General features: G+C 50.4%; 15 protein-coding genes. 10 read left to right on the forward strand and 5 right to left on the reverse strand.

The window, feature by feature from the left end; all coding sequences use genetic code 11:
- The first annotated feature begins 4 nt into the window (after positions 1–4).
- The 4 genes from JMW05_RS02045 to JMW05_RS02060 all read left to right on the forward strand — a co-directional run bounded on the left by JMW05_RS02045 (position 5) and on the right by JMW05_RS02060 (position 4,138).
- Positions 5–433, forward strand: coding sequence for a hypothetical protein (locus JMW05_RS02045; protein WP_201503757.1), 429 nt, complete (start codon positions 5–7; stop codon positions 431–433).
- A gap of 190 nt (positions 434–623) precedes the next feature.
- Positions 624–1,892: a putative DNA modification/repair radical SAM protein gene (locus tag JMW05_RS02050; RefSeq protein WP_201503758.1), complete on the forward strand. Its 1,269-nt coding sequence runs from the start codon at positions 624–626 to the stop codon at positions 1,890–1,892.
- A 136-nt stretch (positions 1,893–2,028) separates the two neighbouring features.
- Positions 2,029–2,883 carry a TIGR03915 family putative DNA repair protein gene (locus JMW05_RS02055; protein ID WP_201503759.1) on the forward strand — a complete coding sequence of 285 codons (855 nt, stop codon included), beginning with the start codon at positions 2,029–2,031 and terminating at the stop codon, positions 2,881–2,883.
- A gap of 67 nt (positions 2,884–2,950) precedes the next feature.
- The gene (locus tag JMW05_RS02060; protein ID WP_201503760.1) at positions 2,951–4,138 is read left to right on the forward strand and encodes a glycosyltransferase; all 1,188 of its coding nucleotides are present in this window, start codon (positions 2,951–2,953) and stop codon (positions 4,136–4,138) included.
- Between the two features lie 84 nt (positions 4,139–4,222).
- On the opposite strand, the gene puuR is transcribed toward JMW05_RS02060, so the two are convergent.
- Together puuR and JMW05_RS02070 are read right to left on the reverse strand one after the other, a co-directional pair.
- Positions 4,223–4,855 (reverse strand): HTH-type transcriptional regulator PuuR, encoded by a 633-nt coding sequence (puuR, locus tag JMW05_RS02065; protein WP_227691402.1) that lies wholly within the window; start codon positions 4,853–4,855, stop codon positions 4,223–4,225.
- A complete protein-coding gene (locus JMW05_RS02070) occupies positions 4,803–5,570 on the reverse strand; it encodes a gamma-glutamyl-gamma-aminobutyrate hydrolase family protein (RefSeq protein WP_201503762.1) in 768 nt (255 codons plus the stop codon). The genes puuR and JMW05_RS02070 overlap by 53 nt, the downstream gene beginning before the upstream one ends.
- A gap of 330 nt (positions 5,571–5,900) precedes the next feature.
- On the opposite strand from JMW05_RS02070, the gene JMW05_RS02075 reads away from it, so the two are divergent.
- From JMW05_RS02075 to JMW05_RS02100, 6 genes are all read left to right on the forward strand, one after another.
- A complete protein-coding gene (locus JMW05_RS02075) occupies positions 5,901–7,244 on the forward strand; it encodes a glutamine synthetase family protein (RefSeq protein WP_201503763.1) in 1,344 nt (447 codons plus the stop codon).
- Between the two features lies 1 nt (position 7,245).
- Positions 7,246–8,613: an NAD(P)/FAD-dependent oxidoreductase gene (locus JMW05_RS02080; RefSeq protein WP_201503764.1), complete on the forward strand. Its 1,368-nt coding sequence runs from the start codon at positions 7,246–7,248 to the stop codon at positions 8,611–8,613.
- 117 nt (positions 8,614–8,730) lie between these two features.
- Positions 8,731–10,224 carry a Na+/H+ antiporter NhaC family protein gene (locus JMW05_RS02085; protein ID WP_201503765.1) on the forward strand — a complete coding sequence of 498 codons (1,494 nt, stop codon included), beginning with the start codon at positions 8,731–8,733 and terminating at the stop codon, positions 10,222–10,224.
- A gap of 81 nt (positions 10,225–10,305) precedes the next feature.
- Complete coding sequence (aguB, locus tag JMW05_RS02090; RefSeq protein WP_227691403.1) at positions 10,306–11,175, forward strand: N-carbamoylputrescine amidase; 870 nt, start codon at positions 10,306–10,308, stop codon at positions 11,173–11,175.
- A gap of 74 nt (positions 11,176–11,249) precedes the next feature.
- Positions 11,250–12,356: an agmatine deiminase gene (gene aguA / locus JMW05_RS02095; RefSeq protein WP_201503766.1), complete on the forward strand. Its 1,107-nt coding sequence runs from the start codon at positions 11,250–11,252 to the stop codon at positions 12,354–12,356.
- Positions 12,357–12,490: 134 nt separating this feature from the next.
- Complete coding sequence (locus tag JMW05_RS02100; RefSeq protein ID WP_201503767.1) at positions 12,491–13,876, forward strand: NAD-dependent succinate-semialdehyde dehydrogenase; 1,386 nt, start codon at positions 12,491–12,493, stop codon at positions 13,874–13,876.
- A 234-nt stretch (positions 13,877–14,110) separates the two neighbouring features.
- On the opposite strand, the gene JMW05_RS02105 is transcribed toward JMW05_RS02100, so the two are convergent.
- The 3 genes from JMW05_RS02105 to JMW05_RS02115 form a co-directional block, all read right to left on the reverse strand.
- Positions 14,111–15,550 (reverse strand): APC family permease, encoded by a 1,440-nt coding sequence (locus JMW05_RS02105; protein WP_201503768.1) that lies wholly within the window; start codon positions 15,548–15,550, stop codon positions 14,111–14,113.
- 234 nt (positions 15,551–15,784) lie between these two features.
- Complete coding sequence (gene gabT, locus JMW05_RS02110; protein ID WP_201503769.1) at positions 15,785–17,044, reverse strand: 4-aminobutyrate--2-oxoglutarate transaminase; 1,260 nt, start codon at positions 17,042–17,044, stop codon at positions 15,785–15,787.
- Positions 17,045–17,136: 92 nt separating this feature from the next.
- Positions 17,137–18,591, reverse strand: a complete 1,455-nt coding sequence (locus JMW05_RS02115; RefSeq protein ID WP_201503770.1) for an NAD-dependent succinate-semialdehyde dehydrogenase — start codon at positions 18,589–18,591, stop codon at positions 17,137–17,139.
- Between the last annotated feature and the right edge of the window lie 114 nt (positions 18,592–18,705).

Consider the following 18,705-nt stretch of genomic DNA (forward strand, 5'->3'; position numbering starts at 1 on the left):
TCTTATGAAGAAATTTTTTATTGTTCTTGCATTAGTGCTCACAGGCGCGACCATCACTTACTATTGGTATCCCATACAACTACTTGGTGATTTAAAAGCGCGCAATGCGTTTGGTGGTGGTCTATTTGGTGGACATACGCTGTATTTTCGAGGCGACAAAATCGGCTATCTGAACGGTTTAGACTCATGGTATATACAAGGCTCGGTAGCCTATGGCACGATGACGTATAACCAATGGCGAACCAATGAAGGGGTGGTTTACTTTTACATTGATGTCTGTACCGATGATGTGCTGCTAATAAAAAACCATTCTTTATTTGAAGACTTCTTAGACGCCCAAGGCATTGATAAAGACAAACGCAATTATATGAGTGGGTATAACTTTATTAGTATGAAAACGCGTGAATATTCTTCTTCTTACCGCTGTGTGTAATAATTTCTAGCTATTAATTTTATGCTAAATTGAGCGTCAAACACATTCGCTGCACCAAACCAATACGACACCAGATGTCGTTTTATTTTTGCCAATTTTTCTTATTTTACAATCACTTATCCTAAGTTTGTTAAAATAGAGGTCACAAAAACGCGAACAATCATGACCACTGACGCGATAGGATACGATTATGGCAGCCATCAATTACGAACGATTGCAAGGCAAGCTCAATATTTTGGCAGATGCGGCAAAATACGACGTGTCTTGCTCCTCTTCTGGCAGCACGCGCAAAAACCAAGGGGGCAGCTTGGGCAATGCCGCACAGTCGGGCATTTGTCACAGCTACACCGAAGATGGGCGCTGCGTCAGCTTGCTCAAGATTTTATTGACCAATCACTGTATCTACGACTGCGCTTATTGCACGTCACGGCGCAGCCATGACACGCCGCGTGCTGCCTTTACGGTCGAAGAAGTGGTCGAGCTGACCATGCAGTTTTATCGCCGTAATTATATCGAGGGGCTGTTTTTAAGCTCAGGGATTTTTAAAAATGGCGACTACACCATGGAGCGCTTGGTTGAGGTGGCGCGCCTGTTGCGTGAGCGCGAGCGCTTTAATGGCTATATCCACCTCAAGACCATTCCTGGTTGCTCGCCTGAACTGCTCAAACAAGCGGGACAATACGCCGACCGCTTGAGCGCCAATATCGAGATACCCACCAAGTCAGGGCTGGCACTGCTCGCGCCCGAAAAGTCACACGAGCAGCTCAAGCAGCCGATGGAAACCATCACTGAAGAAATCATCACCATCCGCGACAGCCAAAAAAAGCACAAAAAAGCGCCCGCCTTTGCGCCCGCAGGTCAGACCAGTCAGATGATTGTCGGCGCGGGCAAGGAGACGGATTTGCAGATTATCCAGCTCTCCAGCCACTTTTATCAGCGCTATGATTTAAAGCGCGTGTACTATTCAGGCTATGTGCCAATGCTGAGTGACAAGCGCTTGCCCGCCATTGGTACGCCTGTGCCGATGGTGCGTGAAAACCGCCTGTATCAAGCCGATTGGTTAATGCGCTTTTATGGTTTTGGCGCGCATGAGATTGTCGAGAGCGATGCGCCCTTTTTGGATTTGGACTGCGACCCCAAATTGGCGTGGGCGATACGTCACCGCGCGCATTTTCCTGTCCCTATTCAGACCGCGCCGTATGAGATGATTGTGCGTATTCCTGGGATTGGCGTAAAAACGGCGAAGAAAATCTTAAAGGCACGGAAGTTTAATCAATTGACGCTTGAGCATCTTAAAAAAATGGGCGCAGCGGTCAATCGTGCCAAGTACTTTATTGCGTTAACTGGCAAAAACGAGCATTTAAAGCACTTAACCCGTGAGAACTTTCGCCAATACGTGCTCGCGCAAACGCAGACCAAATTTGCCGACCAGCGAAACGGTCAGCTGGCACTGTTTTGATACAGTTATATTTTTACAAAATTGGCATAGCAAGATTAAGCGGTATTTTGCGCAGCCTCTGGAGACGTAGTCACAGCAAGCAAGAAAAATATCGCTTAATCGAGGATGTTTACTTAAGTGTTAGAAGGACGCGCGTATGACTGAACTGACCCACATCCAGCCGACCATCGTGACGTATGAGCCGTGCCTTGAAGGCTGGCTCAGCGCAGTATTTGCGGTATACGCCAATCACTGGCAAGACAATGAAGCGCTGCGTCTGATGACGCCTGATGACTGCGTACCATCCCTGCTCGATACCGTAACGCATATCCCTATCCATGAAGCGCACGCGGAGCGGGTATTTAAGCGCTTGGAGCAACAGCTCAAGCGCTCAGGCATGCGCCAGCTGCTGTGGGGACTGCTGTCCGAGCAGCCCAATATCGGAACGTGCTTGTTTCGTATTGTCAGCTATGCACTCGCCTACCCCAAGCGCGACATCATGCAGGACTTGGGCAATATGGACGTTTTGACCTTGGCGCAAACGGTCAAGTCGGTGGGACGCGAAAAGCACCGTATGGAAGCCTTTGTGCGCTTTGAGCACACCACCGAGGACATTTATTTTGCCCGTATTGATCCTGATTTTAATGTGTTGCCGCTGATTGGCAGTCATTTTCAAAAGCGTTATCAAGACCAAAACTGGGCTATTTATGACATCAGGCGCGGCTATGGTATTTATTATGACATGACGCTCGGCACGCCCACGCATCCCGCGCCACTACAAACCATCAGTGATATTGACGCGCAGGTATTACGCGTGCCGAGCAGCATTCATAGTGCAGATGAGGCGCGTTATCAGCGCTTTTGGCAAGGTTACTTTGCCAATGTGAATATCAAGGAGCGCAAAAACCCCACGTTGCACCGCCAATACTTGCCGCAACGCTACTGGCGCTACTTAAGTGAAAAGCAAGTTGCCCCTGATGCGGCGCACTTACAAAAGCGGCGTAACCTTTAAGGTTGAGTTTTTGCCACTTTTATTTGACAATAGCGGTTTGATATTCGTTATCTGAGATTTTGCCCTTATGAAAGTGATGCGCCTGTTATCGTCGCTAAAGCATGATGAGTCCGAACGCGGCATTTTTCATCTGGGGCGTGCCTTGGTAAAAAATGGTCATACCTCCATTATCGTGGCGAGCGCGGATGAGAATAACAATCTGGTCAAGCGCCTAGAGCGCGATGGCAATCTGTATCACCAGTTGCATATTGGCAAAAAGTCGTGGCTGGCGCTGATGCAAGTTGCGCCGCTGCGGCATCTGATTGAGCAGTACAGCCCCGACATCATTCACGTGCATTCGCGCACGCCTGCTTGGGTGCTGCATTTGGCACTGCGCCGCGCCCGCGTCAAACGCATGCCAAAGCTGGTCTCGACCATGTACGGCTTTTATCCGATTAATAAATACTCGCAAGCGCTGCTCGACGTCGATACGTTAATTACGGTATCCGACAGCGTGACACAGTATCTGTCCAAGCGCCTGCACCGTGAAGACGCGCCACCCAAACGCCTCAAGCACGTGCGGCGCATCTATCGCGGGGTGGACACGCGCCGCTATCCGTATCGGCACAATCCCTCGGTGTATTGGCTACGGCGTACCTTTGCCGAATATCCTGAGCTTGAGCATAAAAAATGGCTGGTCTTTCCCACCATCATCGGCGCAGAATATGGACAAGAGTGGCTGATTGATATTTTGGGCAATTTGCAAGAGCAGTTCCCCAACTTGCATGTGGTCATAATGGACGACGACCACCGTGAGGGCGATGTGGCGTATGAGGATTTTTATCAGCGTACTGCCGCGCTGGATTTGGACAAACGCATCACCTATGTCGGCTGCAAGCGTAATGACATGCGCGAATGGCTGGCAGCGGCGAACGTGGTGATGGCGCTCGCCAATCAGCCTGAGTCTATTGGCATCAATGCCTTGCAAGCGTTGCACTTAGGCACACCTGTCATTGGCTGGGATCAGGCGGCGTTTCATGAGATTTTGCAGCCGCTCTACCCGCAAGGACTGGTCAAGCAGTACAACGCGCAAGCGCTATGTAAAGCGGTCAAGCATCAGCTCGATGGCGTCACCCGCCCGCAGATGACCAACGAATTCACCATGCGTCAGATGATTGATGAGACGTTAGAGGTGTATCAAGACCTCTATCACGAGCTGCAAGACGAGGCGCAAGCGATCAAAGAGCAATACGCACTGCGGCGGCATAAGAAATAAAAAAAGCGGCTATTTTAAAAAATAACCGCACTTTATTGATAAGACATGCTGTGGCTACGCTTTACTATCGCAAGACCAATTGCGTTAATAGGTCGCAGGCGTGTGCGCACTGACAATGCGCGTGCGCTGATTGCTCGGATTGATAAAGGTGTGCGGGTGTGAGGTATTAATGACGTAGCTGTCGCCTTCGTTCAGCACATAGGTCGTATCATCGATACGAATCATAATCTGCCCTTCAATCACCGTGCCGATTTCTTCGCCTTCGTGAGTGATTTTTTCTTCTGTCGAGCTGTTTGGCTCATACATTTCAATCAAAAAGCCCAAATTGCGGCTGGGGCTGCAGTTATACACCTGCTTGAGCGACACGCGGCTGTTTGGCTCGCTAAGCTCAATCAAATCCTTTTGCGTCACCACCACTCTTGGTTTGCGCTCTTTCCACTCATCACTAAAAAACGTCGCCAAGTCAGAGCCCAGCACCGTTAAGATGGCTTTTAGCGTGTTGATGGCGGGGCTGACTTTGTTACGCTCAATCGCACTGATAGAGGTGTTGGTCAGTCCTGCCATACGTGCCAGCTTGCGCTGGGAAAATCCCTTAGCAAGGCGCAGCTGGTTGATTTTTTTACCCACGTCTTCTTCTTCAAACGCGGCGCGCTCTGCAGTCGCTTCAGGTTTGAGAGGCTTGGGCTTGGTAAGGGGTGTGGTGTCTTTTTCTGGCATGATTAATAAATTCTCTAAACAAAAATTTGGACAACTCATCATTATCATAACTGACTTCTGGATGCCATTGTACACCAATCATAAAAGGATGTTGTGACAAACTGATGGCCTCGACCAATCCATCAGGCGCGCGCGCCTCTATTTGTAAGCTGTCGCCGAGTCGGTCAATCGCTTGCTTATGCAAAGAGTTGACGTGCCACTTTTGTCCAAAGCTCGCCAAATAGCCGCCCTCTTCGATAAGCACATCGTGTATCGTCTGATACTGCTCCTCAATCGGTCTACTGCTGTCCTCTAAATGCTGCTCATAAAACAGACCCGTTGGACGCCAGTCAGGATGCAGCGTGCCGCCAAAATACACATTCATCTCTTGTAGACCGCGACATACCGCAAACAAAGGCACATCGTGCATTTTGGCATAGTCCAGCAGCTGGAAGCTCAGGGTATCACGGTTTAAGTCCGGCTTGTCTTCGATATGCGTCGCCCCATAACGTGCGGGCGCGACATTACTGTAGCTGCCTGTCAGTAGCACGCCATCCACCAGCGACATCAGCGCGCTAAAATTGCTGTCATCAGCGGCAGTATACGGCAGCAGTATCGCGTTGCCGCCATGGTATTGCACCGCATCGATGTATTTTTGGTACACCGCTTGGGTGGGCTGTCCATCGACAAGTTTGTGACAACATACGATAGCGATGATGGGTCTGGTGGGCTTCATAGTACATATCCTTTTGATTTATAAGCATTAACCGCTGATAAGGTGATGGCAAATCCTTTTGGCTGCGCTCGATATGCGCCGACCACCCTTAAAATCTACCACAGCCGCGCGTACGTTGTAAAATATAAGTAACGTTATTTTCTTAAATATGTGTTTATGACTGATATAAATTACTAATATGGGTTTTAAAATAAAAATTGACATATATAAATTTCACCCATATATTGGATATAAGCTTATGAGAGATGGCTATAACCGCAAGAGACCATGCGTTACGGCTCAAGGACAGACCGTCTCTATATACGGATTACCATAATAAGGATAATGGATATGCTAGCAGCCCATGGAATGGTCGATACGATTCGCAGTAGTGAGTACGTCTACGTTGCGGTGAGTGATATTAATGGCATTTTGCGCGGTAAGCGCATCCCCGCCAAACAATTTGAAAAAGTGACCGATGACGGCATCCGCTTGCCCTTGTCGGTACTGGGTGTCGATATCTGGGGCGCTGATGTGATTGAGTCCTCACAGTGCAATGGCGATATCGATGCCATCGCCAAGCCCACAGGTCGCGATGCTTTTCCCCTGATTAATACCAACAGCCCCTCTTCATTGCTACCCGTCTGGCTGTTTCATGAAAGCGGCGAGCCGTATTATGGTGATGCCCGCCACGTTTTACGCCACATTGCTGAGAAGTTCAAAGCGCTGGAGCTGACGCCTGTCATGGCGACCGAGCTCGAGTTTTATCTGCTGGACTACACCGAAGGCGAAACGCCAAAACCGCCCATTCGCCCAAAAAGCGGGCTGCGCCTGAACAAAACCTCTGTGTTAAGCATCAATGACTTGTTGCAATTCGATGACTTTTTGGACGATGTGTATACCGAATGCCGCAAACTTGATATTCCTGTTGATGCCGCCCTTGCCGAAAATGGCTGCGGTCAATTTGAAATTAATTTATTACACGTCAATGACCCCTTAAAAGCTGCTGATGACGCGATTTTGTTCAAACAAGTGGTCAAAGCTGTCGCCGCCAAGCGTGGACTGACCGCGACCTTTATGGCAAAACCTTTTGGCAAACAATCTGGTAATGGCTTTCATGTGCATTGCAGCTTGCTTGACAAAAACGGCAACAATATCTTTGATGACGGCTCAGACGAAGGCTCAGAGATTTTGCGTCAAGCAGTGGCGGGACTGGTGGCGACCATGTCGGCATGTACCCTGCTCTTTGCCCCGCACGTCAACTCCTATCGCCGCTTTATCCCTGGTACACTGGCGCCCAATAATATCTCGTGGGGGTATGAAAACCGCACGGCGGCGGTGCGTATCCCTGGCGGCGATACCAAAGCGCGGCGCATCGAGCATCGCGTCTCGGGTGCGGATGCCAACCCTTATCTGGTGTGCAGCGCGGTATTGGCAGGCATCTTATATGGTATTGAGAACCAACTGACGCCCCCATCGCCCATCAATGACATCACTTACGATGCGGACAACTTAGACACCTTACCCCTCGATTGGCTGTCGGCGATTCGCGAGTTTGAAGACAGCGATGTCATCCACGCGCTGTTCCCTGTTGAGATGATTGAGCTACTGATTGCGGTCAAAAAACAAGAAGCCAAACGTTTTGCGCAGCAAGTCACCAATCTTGAATACCTCACCTATTTACAGGATGCTTAATATGTCACATTCAGCCAATAGCGCCGCCCAAGAAAGCAACCATCAGCCCCGCGTCAATAACAACACGCGTCAGATTCCGCATTACTCTGACCATGGCACGTACCCTGACAGCTACTACGCGGCGAGCCGCAACCCAAAGCCTGACAGACTGACCTTGACCGATGACATCACCACTGAAATCTGTGTGGTCGGCGGTGGCTACAGTGGTCTGTCTACAGCGCTGCACTTATTAGAAACCGACCATGAAGTCGTGCTGTTAGAAGGCGCGCAGATTGGCTGGGGCGCATCAGGACGCAACGGCGGGCAAATCGTCAACGGACTTAACGCCAGCCTTGAAAAAATCAAAAAATCCTATGGTCAACACAATGCCGATTTTGTCGGTAAACTTGTGAGCCGTGGTGGCAAAATCATTCGCCGTTTTATCAGTGATTACGACATTGCGTGTGACTTAAAAGAAAAGAACGTCTTTGCTGCCTTTAACCAAGGGCAAATGAAAGACTTGCAATCGACCCACGCCTTGTGGGAGTCGCACGGCATGCACGAGCGCGAGATACTGGACAAGGCAGGCATTCAGCAGTACGTCAATACCGACGCTTATGTCGGCGGGATGATTGACCATTCAGGCGGGCACATTCATCCCTTGAACTTGGCGCTCGGTGAAGCGGCGGCGATTGAGCAAAAAGGCGGCACCATCTATGAAAATACCTTGATGGTGGATATTGAATATGGCGATGCGCATATCAAAATCATCACAGAGTTTGGCACAGTGACCTGCAAAAAGGCGGTCATCTGCGGCAATGCTTACTTAAATAAAGTCATTCCCAAGCTGACCGACCGCGTCATGCCGGTCTCAACGCAAATTATTGCCACCGAACCGCTTGGCAGTTTGGCCGATGAGCTGATACCATCGGACGTTTGCGTCGAAGACGTGCGCTATATCTTAGACTACTATCGCCTCTCGGCAGACAAGCGCATGCTCTTTGGCGGCGGTACGGTGTATGGCGGTCAAGACCCTGCGGACATCACGGCAAAAATCCGTCCGAACATGACCAAGATTTTTCCGCAGCTTGCCGATGTAAAGATTGATTATGCGTGGAGTGGCAACTTTGCCTTGTCGTTCTCGCGCGTGCCGCAAATGGGACAGCTGCATAAAAACGTCTATTTTGCGCACGGCTATAGCGGGCACGGCGTGACAGGCTCGCACCTGTTTGGGCAAATCCTTGCCAACGCCATCAATGGCGACACCAAAGAGTTTGACACCTTTGCCCAGATTCCTTGGATTCCCTTTCCAGGCGGGCGCGCGCTACGGGTGCCCTACTCGGTCATGGGCTCGTGGTGGTATGCACTCAAAGACCGTACAGGTTTGTAATTATTGATATCAAGGCTATGCTGCACCCTGTGGCATTGTTTTCCACAATCATAGCTGAGTCGTTGTGATGCCGCCTCTGTGCTGTCCATAGACTCCCTGTTTACAAGGAATGTAACTATGAAAATGAATCTCAACGATGCAGTTGAGCAGCAGTATGAGCCCAAGCGTTTTTTCTTGATGCTGCTGATAGGTATTTCCATTTATGTGGCATTCATTGCCTTATCTTATTTAAAAGGCGATAGCGGCTCTTGGGGCATCATGTCCTTATTGCCGACGCTATTGGTCTTGGTCGTGGCGGTGGTCTCACGGCGTCCCTTTGAGTCGATGATAGCGGGCTGTATCGCAGGGCTTGTCATGCTCAATCCCTTTGATTTGGTGGGTCCGTTTGCCGACAACATCTCCACCGTACTCGGTAATGAAACCATCATCTGGATTGTGCTGGTTTGTGGTTTGATGGGTGGTCTGATTCAGCTGCTTGAGATTAGTGGCTGTCTCAATGGCTTTAGCGAATGGCTACAGCGCGTCATCAAGTCGCGCCGTCAAGCGCTCGCCGCCACCGCAGGACTCGGTATCGTCATCTTTATCGATGACTATCTCAATTGTCTTGCCGTCTCGACTTCTGTCAAAAAACTCACCGATTTTTATAACATCTCTCGCGAAAAACTCGCCTATATCGTCGATTCGACCGCCGCGCCGATGTGTGTGATTGTGCCTATCTCGACGTGGGCAGTCTACTTTGCAGGGTTGCTCGAAGAAAATGGCGTCGCTGCCGAAAACGAAGGCATGAGCGTCTATATCAGTGCCATTCCTTATATGGCGTATGCGTGGCTCGCGCTTATCATCGTTTTCCTAGTGGTCTTTGGCATCATCGGCAACTGGGGTCCTATGAAACAAGCCGAAGAGCGCGCCGCAAAAGGCAATCCTGTGCCTGAGGCGTTCGAAGAGTCGGAGCTGATTTCAAACGTACAAGCCAAACGCACCGTGTCTTTTCGTGCCAACATCATCAACTTTTTATTGCCCATGATACTACTGATTGGCTCGACCATTTACTTCGATGTCGACTTGCTCAAAGGGGCGCTATTCACTTGTTTTGCCACCGTACTGCTGTATTGGGTGCAAGGGATTTTGAACTTTGACACTCAAGTTGAGGCGATTTTTAAAGGCTTTAAAGTGATGCTGTATCCGCTCTCAACGGTCATCGGCGGCTTTTTCTTAAAAGCCATCAATGATGAGCTGGGTATGACCAGTTTTGTGATTGAGAGCATCACCCCTTATATGACGACCGTGACCTTTCCAGCTGTTATTTTTGCGGTCATGGCGTTCTTAACCTTTGCCACTGCATCGAGCTGGGGGCTATATATCTTGGCAATGCCGATTGTATTCCCTGTCGCTGAAGCGCTGGGCGTCAGCACGCCATTGATGATTGGTGCCCTGTTGTCCGCCTCATCATTCGGTAGCCATGCGTGTTTCTTTAGTGACTCATCGCTCCTCGCTGCCCAAGGTGCTGGCTGCTCGCCCATGCAGCATGCGTTTAGTCAGTTTCCATACGCCATGCTCGGCGCGGTACTGTCTATCTTTACCTTTTTGGGCTTAGGATTTTTATTGGCGTAATGTCGTGCGCGTCATCATGACGATGGCGCTGCGTTGTTTGCTTACTCTTATTTATTATGGTTGTTTACCAAGGAATCTATTATGAGAAACGTCACTGTCGCTGCTACCCAAATCGCCTGCGGGTGGGACCGTCCAGAAAATATTGATAAAGCTACTCAACTGGTCACCGATGCGGCGAACGCGGGTGCCAATATTATTTTAATCCAAGAGCTGTTTGAGACGCCGTATTTTTGCCAAGTGCATGATTTTGATTATTTAGAATTGGCGACCTCGGTTGAGGACAATCCTGCCATCGCGCATTTTCAAGAAGTCGCCAAATCCCTAAACGTGGTGATTCCTGTCAGTTTTTATGAAAAGTCAGGCAATACCTTGTTCAATAGCGTCAGCGTCATCGATGCCGATGGCACGCTGCTCGGTACCTACCGTAAAACGCACATCCCTGATGGCATTCCCTATGCTGAAAAGTTTTATTTCACGCCAGGGGACACGGGCTTTAAGGTATGGGACACCCAGTTTGCCAAGATTGGGGTCGGCATCTGCTGGGATCAGTGGTTTCCTGAATGCGCGCGCAGTATGGCATTGATGGGCGCAGAGCTATTGTTTTACCCGACCGCGATTGGCAATGAGCCGACGCTCGATATCGACTCGCGCCGTCACTGGCAGCGCTGTATGCAAGGGCATTCGGCGGCGAATATGATACCTGTGATTGCCGCAAACCGCATCGGTACAGAGACCATCACGCACAAAGGCGCGGACAATACCATGAGCTTTTATGGCACGTCGTTCATCACCGATGGTCGCGGTGAGGTGATTGAAGAGGCATCGACGGACAAGAGCGAGTTTATTAGTGCGACCTTTGACTTAGAGCAGCTCGCTCGTGAGCGTATTCAGTGGGGCGTGTTCCGTGACCGTCGTCCATCCATGTATGCGGCTTTGCTGACGCACAGCTAACCCCGTATCACTGGTTTGTATATGTTGCCGTGCCCTCGTGGCACTGCACCCACTTTTTAGATGAGGCCGCGCTTATGTCATTATTGATTACCAAGACCACCCCAAAAGACGATGGCTTTTTTATGCCAGCCGAGTTTGCCCCGCAAGAGCGGGTGTGGATGATATGGCCATACCGTCTGGACAACTGGCGCGATGGGGCGCGTCCTGCGCAGGCCGCCTACGCAGCGGTCGCAACCGCCATCAGTCAGTTTTGTGACGTGACGATGCTCGCCACCGACGCCCAGTTTGATGATTGCCGCGCGCAGCTGCCCGAGGATATTGAAGTCATCAATATACCCAGCAACGATGCGTGGGCGCGGGATATCGTACCGACCTTTGTGATTAACCACAGCGGCGAGCTGCGCGCCTGTGATTGGCATTTTAATGCGTGGGGCGGCGACTATGATGGTCTGTATAGCCCGTGGGACGATGATGACAAGCTCGCTGAGCGCCTGTGTGCCCAGCGTGACATCGCCCGCTATCGTCCCGATAACTTTGTGCTAGAAGGCGGCGCGTTTCATGTCGATGGCGAAGGCACAGTACTGACCACGCGCATGTGCCTGCTGAGTGAAGGGCGCAACCCGCACCTAAATGAAGCAGAGATTGAAACTTATCTTAAAAACTATCTGAACGCGGAAAAGGTCTTGTGGCTCGATGACGGTATCGACCCTGACGAGACCACAGGGCACGTTGATGATTTGGCGTGTTTTGTGCGCCCAGGCGAGGTGGTGTGTCTGTATACCGACGACCCCGAGCATCCGTTTTATGACGCGGCGCAAAAGGCGTATCAACAGCTGAGCGCTATGACTGATGCCAAAGGACGCGCGCTCACCGTGCATAAGCTGTGCTGTACCAAAGACAATGTGACCTTGCCACAACATCATGACGTCACCAGCTCCGAGCAAGCCAAAGACCGTAACAGCGAAGAACTGTGTATCGCCTCGTATGCCAACTTTTTGATTTGTAATGAAGGCATTATCGTGCCACAGTATGATGATGCCAATGACGCGCTCGCCTTACAGCAGCTGGCGGCGATTTTTCCCAAGCATCGCGTGGTCGGCGTGCGTACCCGCGAGATTGTCTATGGCGGCGGCAATATCCACTGCATCACCCAGCAGCAGCCGCGCACCCAGCCAACATAACTGCTACAATACAAAGACACGAACACCATAAACCCAAGAACGTATAAGCGCTTTGCCCCAAAGCGCTTATCACCCATAAAAGTCGACCGACCGACTACACCCAACATGACTGATAATAAATAAAGGAATAGAACATGACACAGTATCAAGTAAACAACCCCGCCACTGGCGAAACCGAAGCCACATTTGAGACCGCAACCGACGCTGCCGTCACGCAGACGATTGCAGATGCGCACAGTGCCTATGCCGCGTGGCAAACCGTCTCGCTCGATGAGCGCAGCGCCCTACTGCATAAAATCGCCGACTTGTACATCGAGCGTCAAGACGAGCTTGCCAGCATCGTCACGCGTGAAATGGGCAAACCCATCGCGCAGGCAAAAGGTGAAGTCGCTTTTGTTGCTGATATTTACCGCTACTATGCTGACAATGCCAAGCAATTCTTAGCGCCCAACACCATCGAGGTGGACAGTGGCAGCGCCCGCGTTGAGAAGCGCCCTGTTGGTGTGCTGTTTGGCATCATGCCATGGAACTATCCGCACTATCAGGTCGCACGCTTTGTGGCGCCTAACCTGATGGCAGGCAACACCATTATCCTAAAACACGCGCCGCAGTGCCCAAGCACCGCTAATGCCATCGCCGAGATTATGGCAGCGGCTGACGCGCCCAAAGGCATTTATAACAATGTCTTTGTGAGCAATGACCAAGCCGCCGACATCATCCATGATACGCGCGTGCAAGGTGTATCACTCACAGGCTCGGAGCGCGCAGGACAAGCGGTCGCGAAAGAAGCGGGACAAGCGCTGAAAAAAGTGGTGCTTGAGCTTGGCGGCTCGGACCCGTTTATCGTCGCTGCGGATGCCGATATTGAGCTTGCGGTAGACAACGCCATCTCTGGGCGCTTTGGTAATGCAGGACAGGCGTGTAATGCGGCGAAGCGTTTGATTGTGGTTGATGACATTTATGATGACTTTATCGAGCGCTTTACTGCAAAGGTCAAAACCATGCATCCTGCCGACCCAATGGATGAAAGCACCAAAATGGGTCCACTGTCCTCAATCGCCGCTGCGGACAATCTGCAAAAGCAGCTTGAGTCTGCGATTGCCTCAGGTGCGACCGTCTTGGTCGAAGGTGGTCGTCAGACCGATAAAGCGGGCGCTTGGTTCGCTCCTGCGGTCATCACAGATGTCGATAGCAGTATGGAGGCGTATCGTGAGGAGCTGTTCGGTCCTGTCGCTATCGTCTATAAAGCGCGTGACATCGACCACGCGATTAGCATCGCCAACGATGTGCCCTTTGGTTTGGGGGCGTCAATTCAGACCCAAGACAGCGCCCTTGCTGAAGACATCGCCGAGCGTCTGGATGTGGGTATGGTCACCATCAACTCAGACTCAGGCAGCGAAGCAAACACGCCCTTTGGCGGCGTCAAGCGCTCAGGCTTTGGGCGTGAGCTTGGCAACCTTGGTATCACCGAGTTTTTGAACCATAAGCTTATCCGTGATAAGTCACCCAAAAGTGCGTAATCGCTAGCTTTCTTTGTATCAGATGCCGTCAGGTTTTTATAAGGTCGGTATAGCGAGATTAAATGGTGTTTTTCGTAGCCTCTGGTGACGCAGTCACAGCAAGCAAGAAAAACACCGTTTAATAGAGCGGGTTTATTAAGCCACATTTTAAGACTTAAAATACAAAAAAATAGAGCCACAACGCTTAAGTTGTGACTCTATCTGATGAGCAATTGGGGTCTAAATCAGTCGTACTTATTTATACCCTTGCTCTTTTAGCCATTCTTGGTTCATGGCTTTTAGCTCTACCAGCTCATGGTCCATGATTTCTTTACTCTTACCTGGATTTTTCATTGAGGCATACGCGTAAAGCGCGATACCCAATACTGTCCAGCCAAGGAAAATCCACCATTCAATCGGAACCAGCGCTGATGGCATACCTGGCAAGTACAAGACCACCATACCAAGGCTGAGTAAAATGGTGATAACACCAACCAATTTACCTGCAGGGATTCTAAATGGACGTACCATGTTCGGCTCACGATAGCGCAGTACTAGGAACGAGAGCGCCACACAGGTGTAAGCGATAACGATACCAAAACCGCCTGCATCGACAATCCAAACGAGCATCTTGCGACCAAACAGCGGTGCTAGCGTTGCCAAACCACCAATCAATAAAATAGCGTTGACCGGGGTGTTGTACTTTGGATGCAGTTTGCACAAAAACTGTGGCAGCATGTGTGTTTTGCCCATAGCGTATAGCAAGCGGCTACCACCGATAAGAAACGCATTCCAGCTAGACAAAATACCCAAAACACCACCGATAACCAGCAAGATACCTGCCCATTTGCCATTCCACGCATTGGTCATTGCATCTGCGGTAGCAAGTGTTGAATCTTGTGCTTGTAGTAGTGGCAAGGTTTTGCCCACACTCCACGCCACACCGATGTACCAAAGTACCGCGATGATGATAGAGACAATCAAAAACTTACCAATATTGGGACGGGTGAGGTTAATCTCTTCTGCTGCCTGTGGAATCACGTCAAAACCAACAAACAAGAACGGTACCATCACCATGACTGTCATGATGCCGCCAACACCGCCGATAAAGGCAGGGGCTTGGACAGAATCAGAATTCTCAGGGCTAAACATAACCGCCCCTACGAACAGCAAGATACCCACACAGAAGATACCGACAACGGCCAGCTTTTGGAACCACGCACTGACTTCCATACCACGGATGTTCAGCCACGTAATAACAATGGAGCCAAGCATCCCCACGGCGACCCATGTGGCGTAAACGTCCCAACCTGCGACATTCCACAGATAGCCTTGGCTATAATTGGGGACGATATACTCAACCACCGTCGGTAGTGCCACAGCCTCAAAGGCCACGACGGAGAAATAACCAAACAAAATGCTCCATGAGCAAATAAAGGAGGCATTCACACCCAGTGCTCGGTGTGTATACGTGTGCTCGCCCCCCGTGATGGGCATAGAGGCTGCCAGTTCAGCATATGTCACACCAATCAAGATAACAACGAGGCCGCCGATAATAAAGGCACTGACCGCGCCCCATATCCCCGCTGAGATGATCCAGCCACCTGCCAGTACCACCCAGCCCCAGCCCACCATCGCACCAAACGCCAGCGCAATGATATCGAATATACCTAATGATTTCTTTAATCCAGACATCGTCCTACTCCTTGTCCGTTAATCGTCCTATCTATCCGTCCTTGACCAATTCCCTTAACCCCCTTGGTCAAGACAATCTTTGCTACCTGCTTATCAAGTATAGCTTGATAATTTTGTTTAGGTACAATAAAAGCGCCTTTGGTAAAAGGCGCTTTGTTAAGGTGCTAAATCTCCCTCTAGCACCTGACAACTGACCTTACCTAAACAGCAGATATCCGTTGTTTATTGACACTATTAAGCCGTTAATATCTCTTTGATGATATCAAGGCCTTCTTGTAGCACGTCGTCTTCTACCGTTAGCGGTACCATCACGCGAATCGCGTTGCCATACATGCCGCAAGAGGCAAGTAGCAGACCTTTTTCAAAGGCTTTTTGCTTAAGATTCGCCGTCGCTGCCGCATCAGGTTTGCCTTCGCTATCGACCAAATCAAAGGCCAGCATCGCGCCTTTATGACGGATGTTACCGATGCTATCGAGGTTCAAGTCTTTTAAGAAGCCAGCAATCTTGTCGCCAATCTCAATGCTGCGCTCAAGCAGGTTTTCTTCTTCGATGACTTCCATCACCGCCAATGCCGCTACAGTGGCAATTGGGCTGCCTGAGTACGTACCACCAAGACCACCAACTTGTGGGGCGTTCATAATATCGGCACGACCGATAACCGCAGAGATAGGATAACCGCCTGCCAAGCTTTTTGCGGTGGTCATCAAATCAGGCTCGACGCCAAGCTGCTCGCCTGCAAACAGGGTACCTGTACGTGCAAAGCCGCACTGTACTTCATCAAAAATAAGTACGATGCCGTGCTCGTCACAAATCTCGCGCAGTGCTTTGGCAAATGATGGCGTGACTTGGTGGAAACCGCCCTCGCCTTGTACTGGCTCGATAATCATCGCCGCCACTTCGCTTGGGTCGATGTCCGCTTGGAAAATCATCTCAAGGCTGTGTAGCGCTTGCGCTTCGGTGACGTTCAGCTCTTCTGCTGGGAACAGCGCGTGGAATACAGGACCTGGCATTGGGCCAAAGTTCTTTTTGTAAGGCAGTACTTTACCTGTCAAGCTCATGCACATTAATGTGCGACCATGCCAGCCACCAACGAATGAAATCACACCAGGACGACCTGTTTTTGCGCGTGCAATCTTGATGGTGTTTTCGACCGCTTCTGCACCTGTGGTTAAGAACAAGGCGCGCTTGTCACCGCTGATGGGTGCTTTTTCGCACAGCTTTTCAGCCAGCTCAACGTAGCTCTCGTAGTTGATCATCTGCGCTGCGGTGTGCGTGAACTTGTCGATTTGCTCATGTACGCGCTGGGTGATTTTTGGATGGCTATGGCCTGTATTCAATACAGAGATACCACCAACAAAATCGATGTAGCGCTTGCCGTCAGCGTCCCAGATTTCTGAGTTCTTGGCTTTTTCAGCAAAGATTGGAAAAGCCACGCCCAGTCCTGTTGGTAGGACGGCTTTGCGGCGCTCAAGTAATGATTGATTGGTAGTCATAAAAATATCCTTGTCTTTATCGTTAACCCGTCTTTATCGTTGATACCAGAGGTGTGACTGGCAGCGCACGAAGGCTGCCAGCACGCCCGATTCTAGCGGACGTCAGAGCACCAGTACTTGATGGCGACGTAGTCCTCTATACCATACTTTGAGCCTTCACGGCCAAAGCCTGATTGTTTTACGCCACCAAAGGGCGCAACTTCGGTTGAAATCATACCTGTATTGTGGCCGACCATGCCGTATTCTAAGGCTTCGGTCACGCGCCACGCTTGGGCAAAATCGGTACTGTAAAAATAAGCCGCTAAGCCATAGATGGTATCGTTGGCTTCTTTGATGGCTTCTGCTTCATCATCAAAGAAGAAAATCGGTGCCACTGGGCCAAAGATTTCTTCTGTAGCGATGTCCATCTCATCGGTCACGCCGCTGATGACGGTCGGTTGATACGTCAGCGCTGAGGCGTCATGACGTGAGCCACCTGCCAATACGGTCGCGCCTTTGTCGGTGGCGTCTTTGAGCAGTTTTTCGACTTTATCGAGTGCGTCTTCGTTGATAAGTGGTCCGATATCGGTGTCTTTGTCCATACCGTTACCGACTTTGAGCGCTTCGACTTTTTTGGTAAAGATGTCTAAGAACTTGTCTTTGATGCTGGCTTGTACATAAACGCGGTTGGCGCAAACGCACGTCTGACCTGCGTTACGGAATTTTGAAGCGATTAAGCCATCCGCCGCTTTTTCAAGATCAGCACTTTCAAAGACGATGAACGGTGCATTGCCGCCCAGCTCTAGTGACAGCTTTTTGATGGTAGGCGCACACTGTGCCATCAGCTTGCGACCAATGTTGGTTGAGCCTGTGAATGACAGCTTTTTGATGCGCTCATCTGAGGTCAAAATATTACCAATCATCGCTGCATCGCCTGTGACCACTTGAATCACGCCAGCAGGGATGCCTGCTTTTTCGGCCAAGGCGACCAGTGCTAAGGCAGAATAAGGGGTCTGCACCGCAGGCTTGATAATCATGGTACAGCCAGCAGCCAAAGCGGGTGCGGCTTTACGCGTAATCATTGCCGCAGGAAAGTTCCATGGGGTGATGGCGGCGCACACACCGATGGGCTGTTTTAGGATGACATGACGCAGCTCAGATTTGGTCGCGGGTATCACGTCACCGTAGACGCGCTTGCCTTCTTCAGCAAACCAGCGGATAAAGCTGTTACCATAGCCAATCTCACCACGCGACTCGGCAAGAGCTTTACCCTGCTCTTTGGTCATGATGATGGCAAGGTCTTCTTTGTTTTCGTCAATAAGATCCGCCCATTTTTGCATCAACGCACCGCGCTCTGCGGCGGTCTTTGCCGCCCAGCTGATTTGCGCTTCAGCAGAATGGGCAACGGCGGCATTGACGTCGTCTTCAGTTAAATCGGGCACATGACCGATGACGCTGTCATCAAAAGGATTGGTCACTTCAATACGTGCGCCATTACTGGCATCTTGCCAACGGTCATTGATAAGGCACTGTTCTTTAAACAGCTCAGGGTTGGTTAACGATTGCATAAAACACTCCTTGTGATGTCGTTAGGCCGTGATAGGGCATCCACGCTATCCGTCGGGATAACTTTTCTGTCTTTATTTGTTCTGTGATGATTGATGCGATGTTTCTTGTTCAGT

This window comes from Psychrobacter aestuarii (genome assembly GCF_904846035.1).
GTDB lineage: Bacteria > Pseudomonadota > Gammaproteobacteria > Pseudomonadales > Moraxellaceae > Psychrobacter > Psychrobacter aestuarii.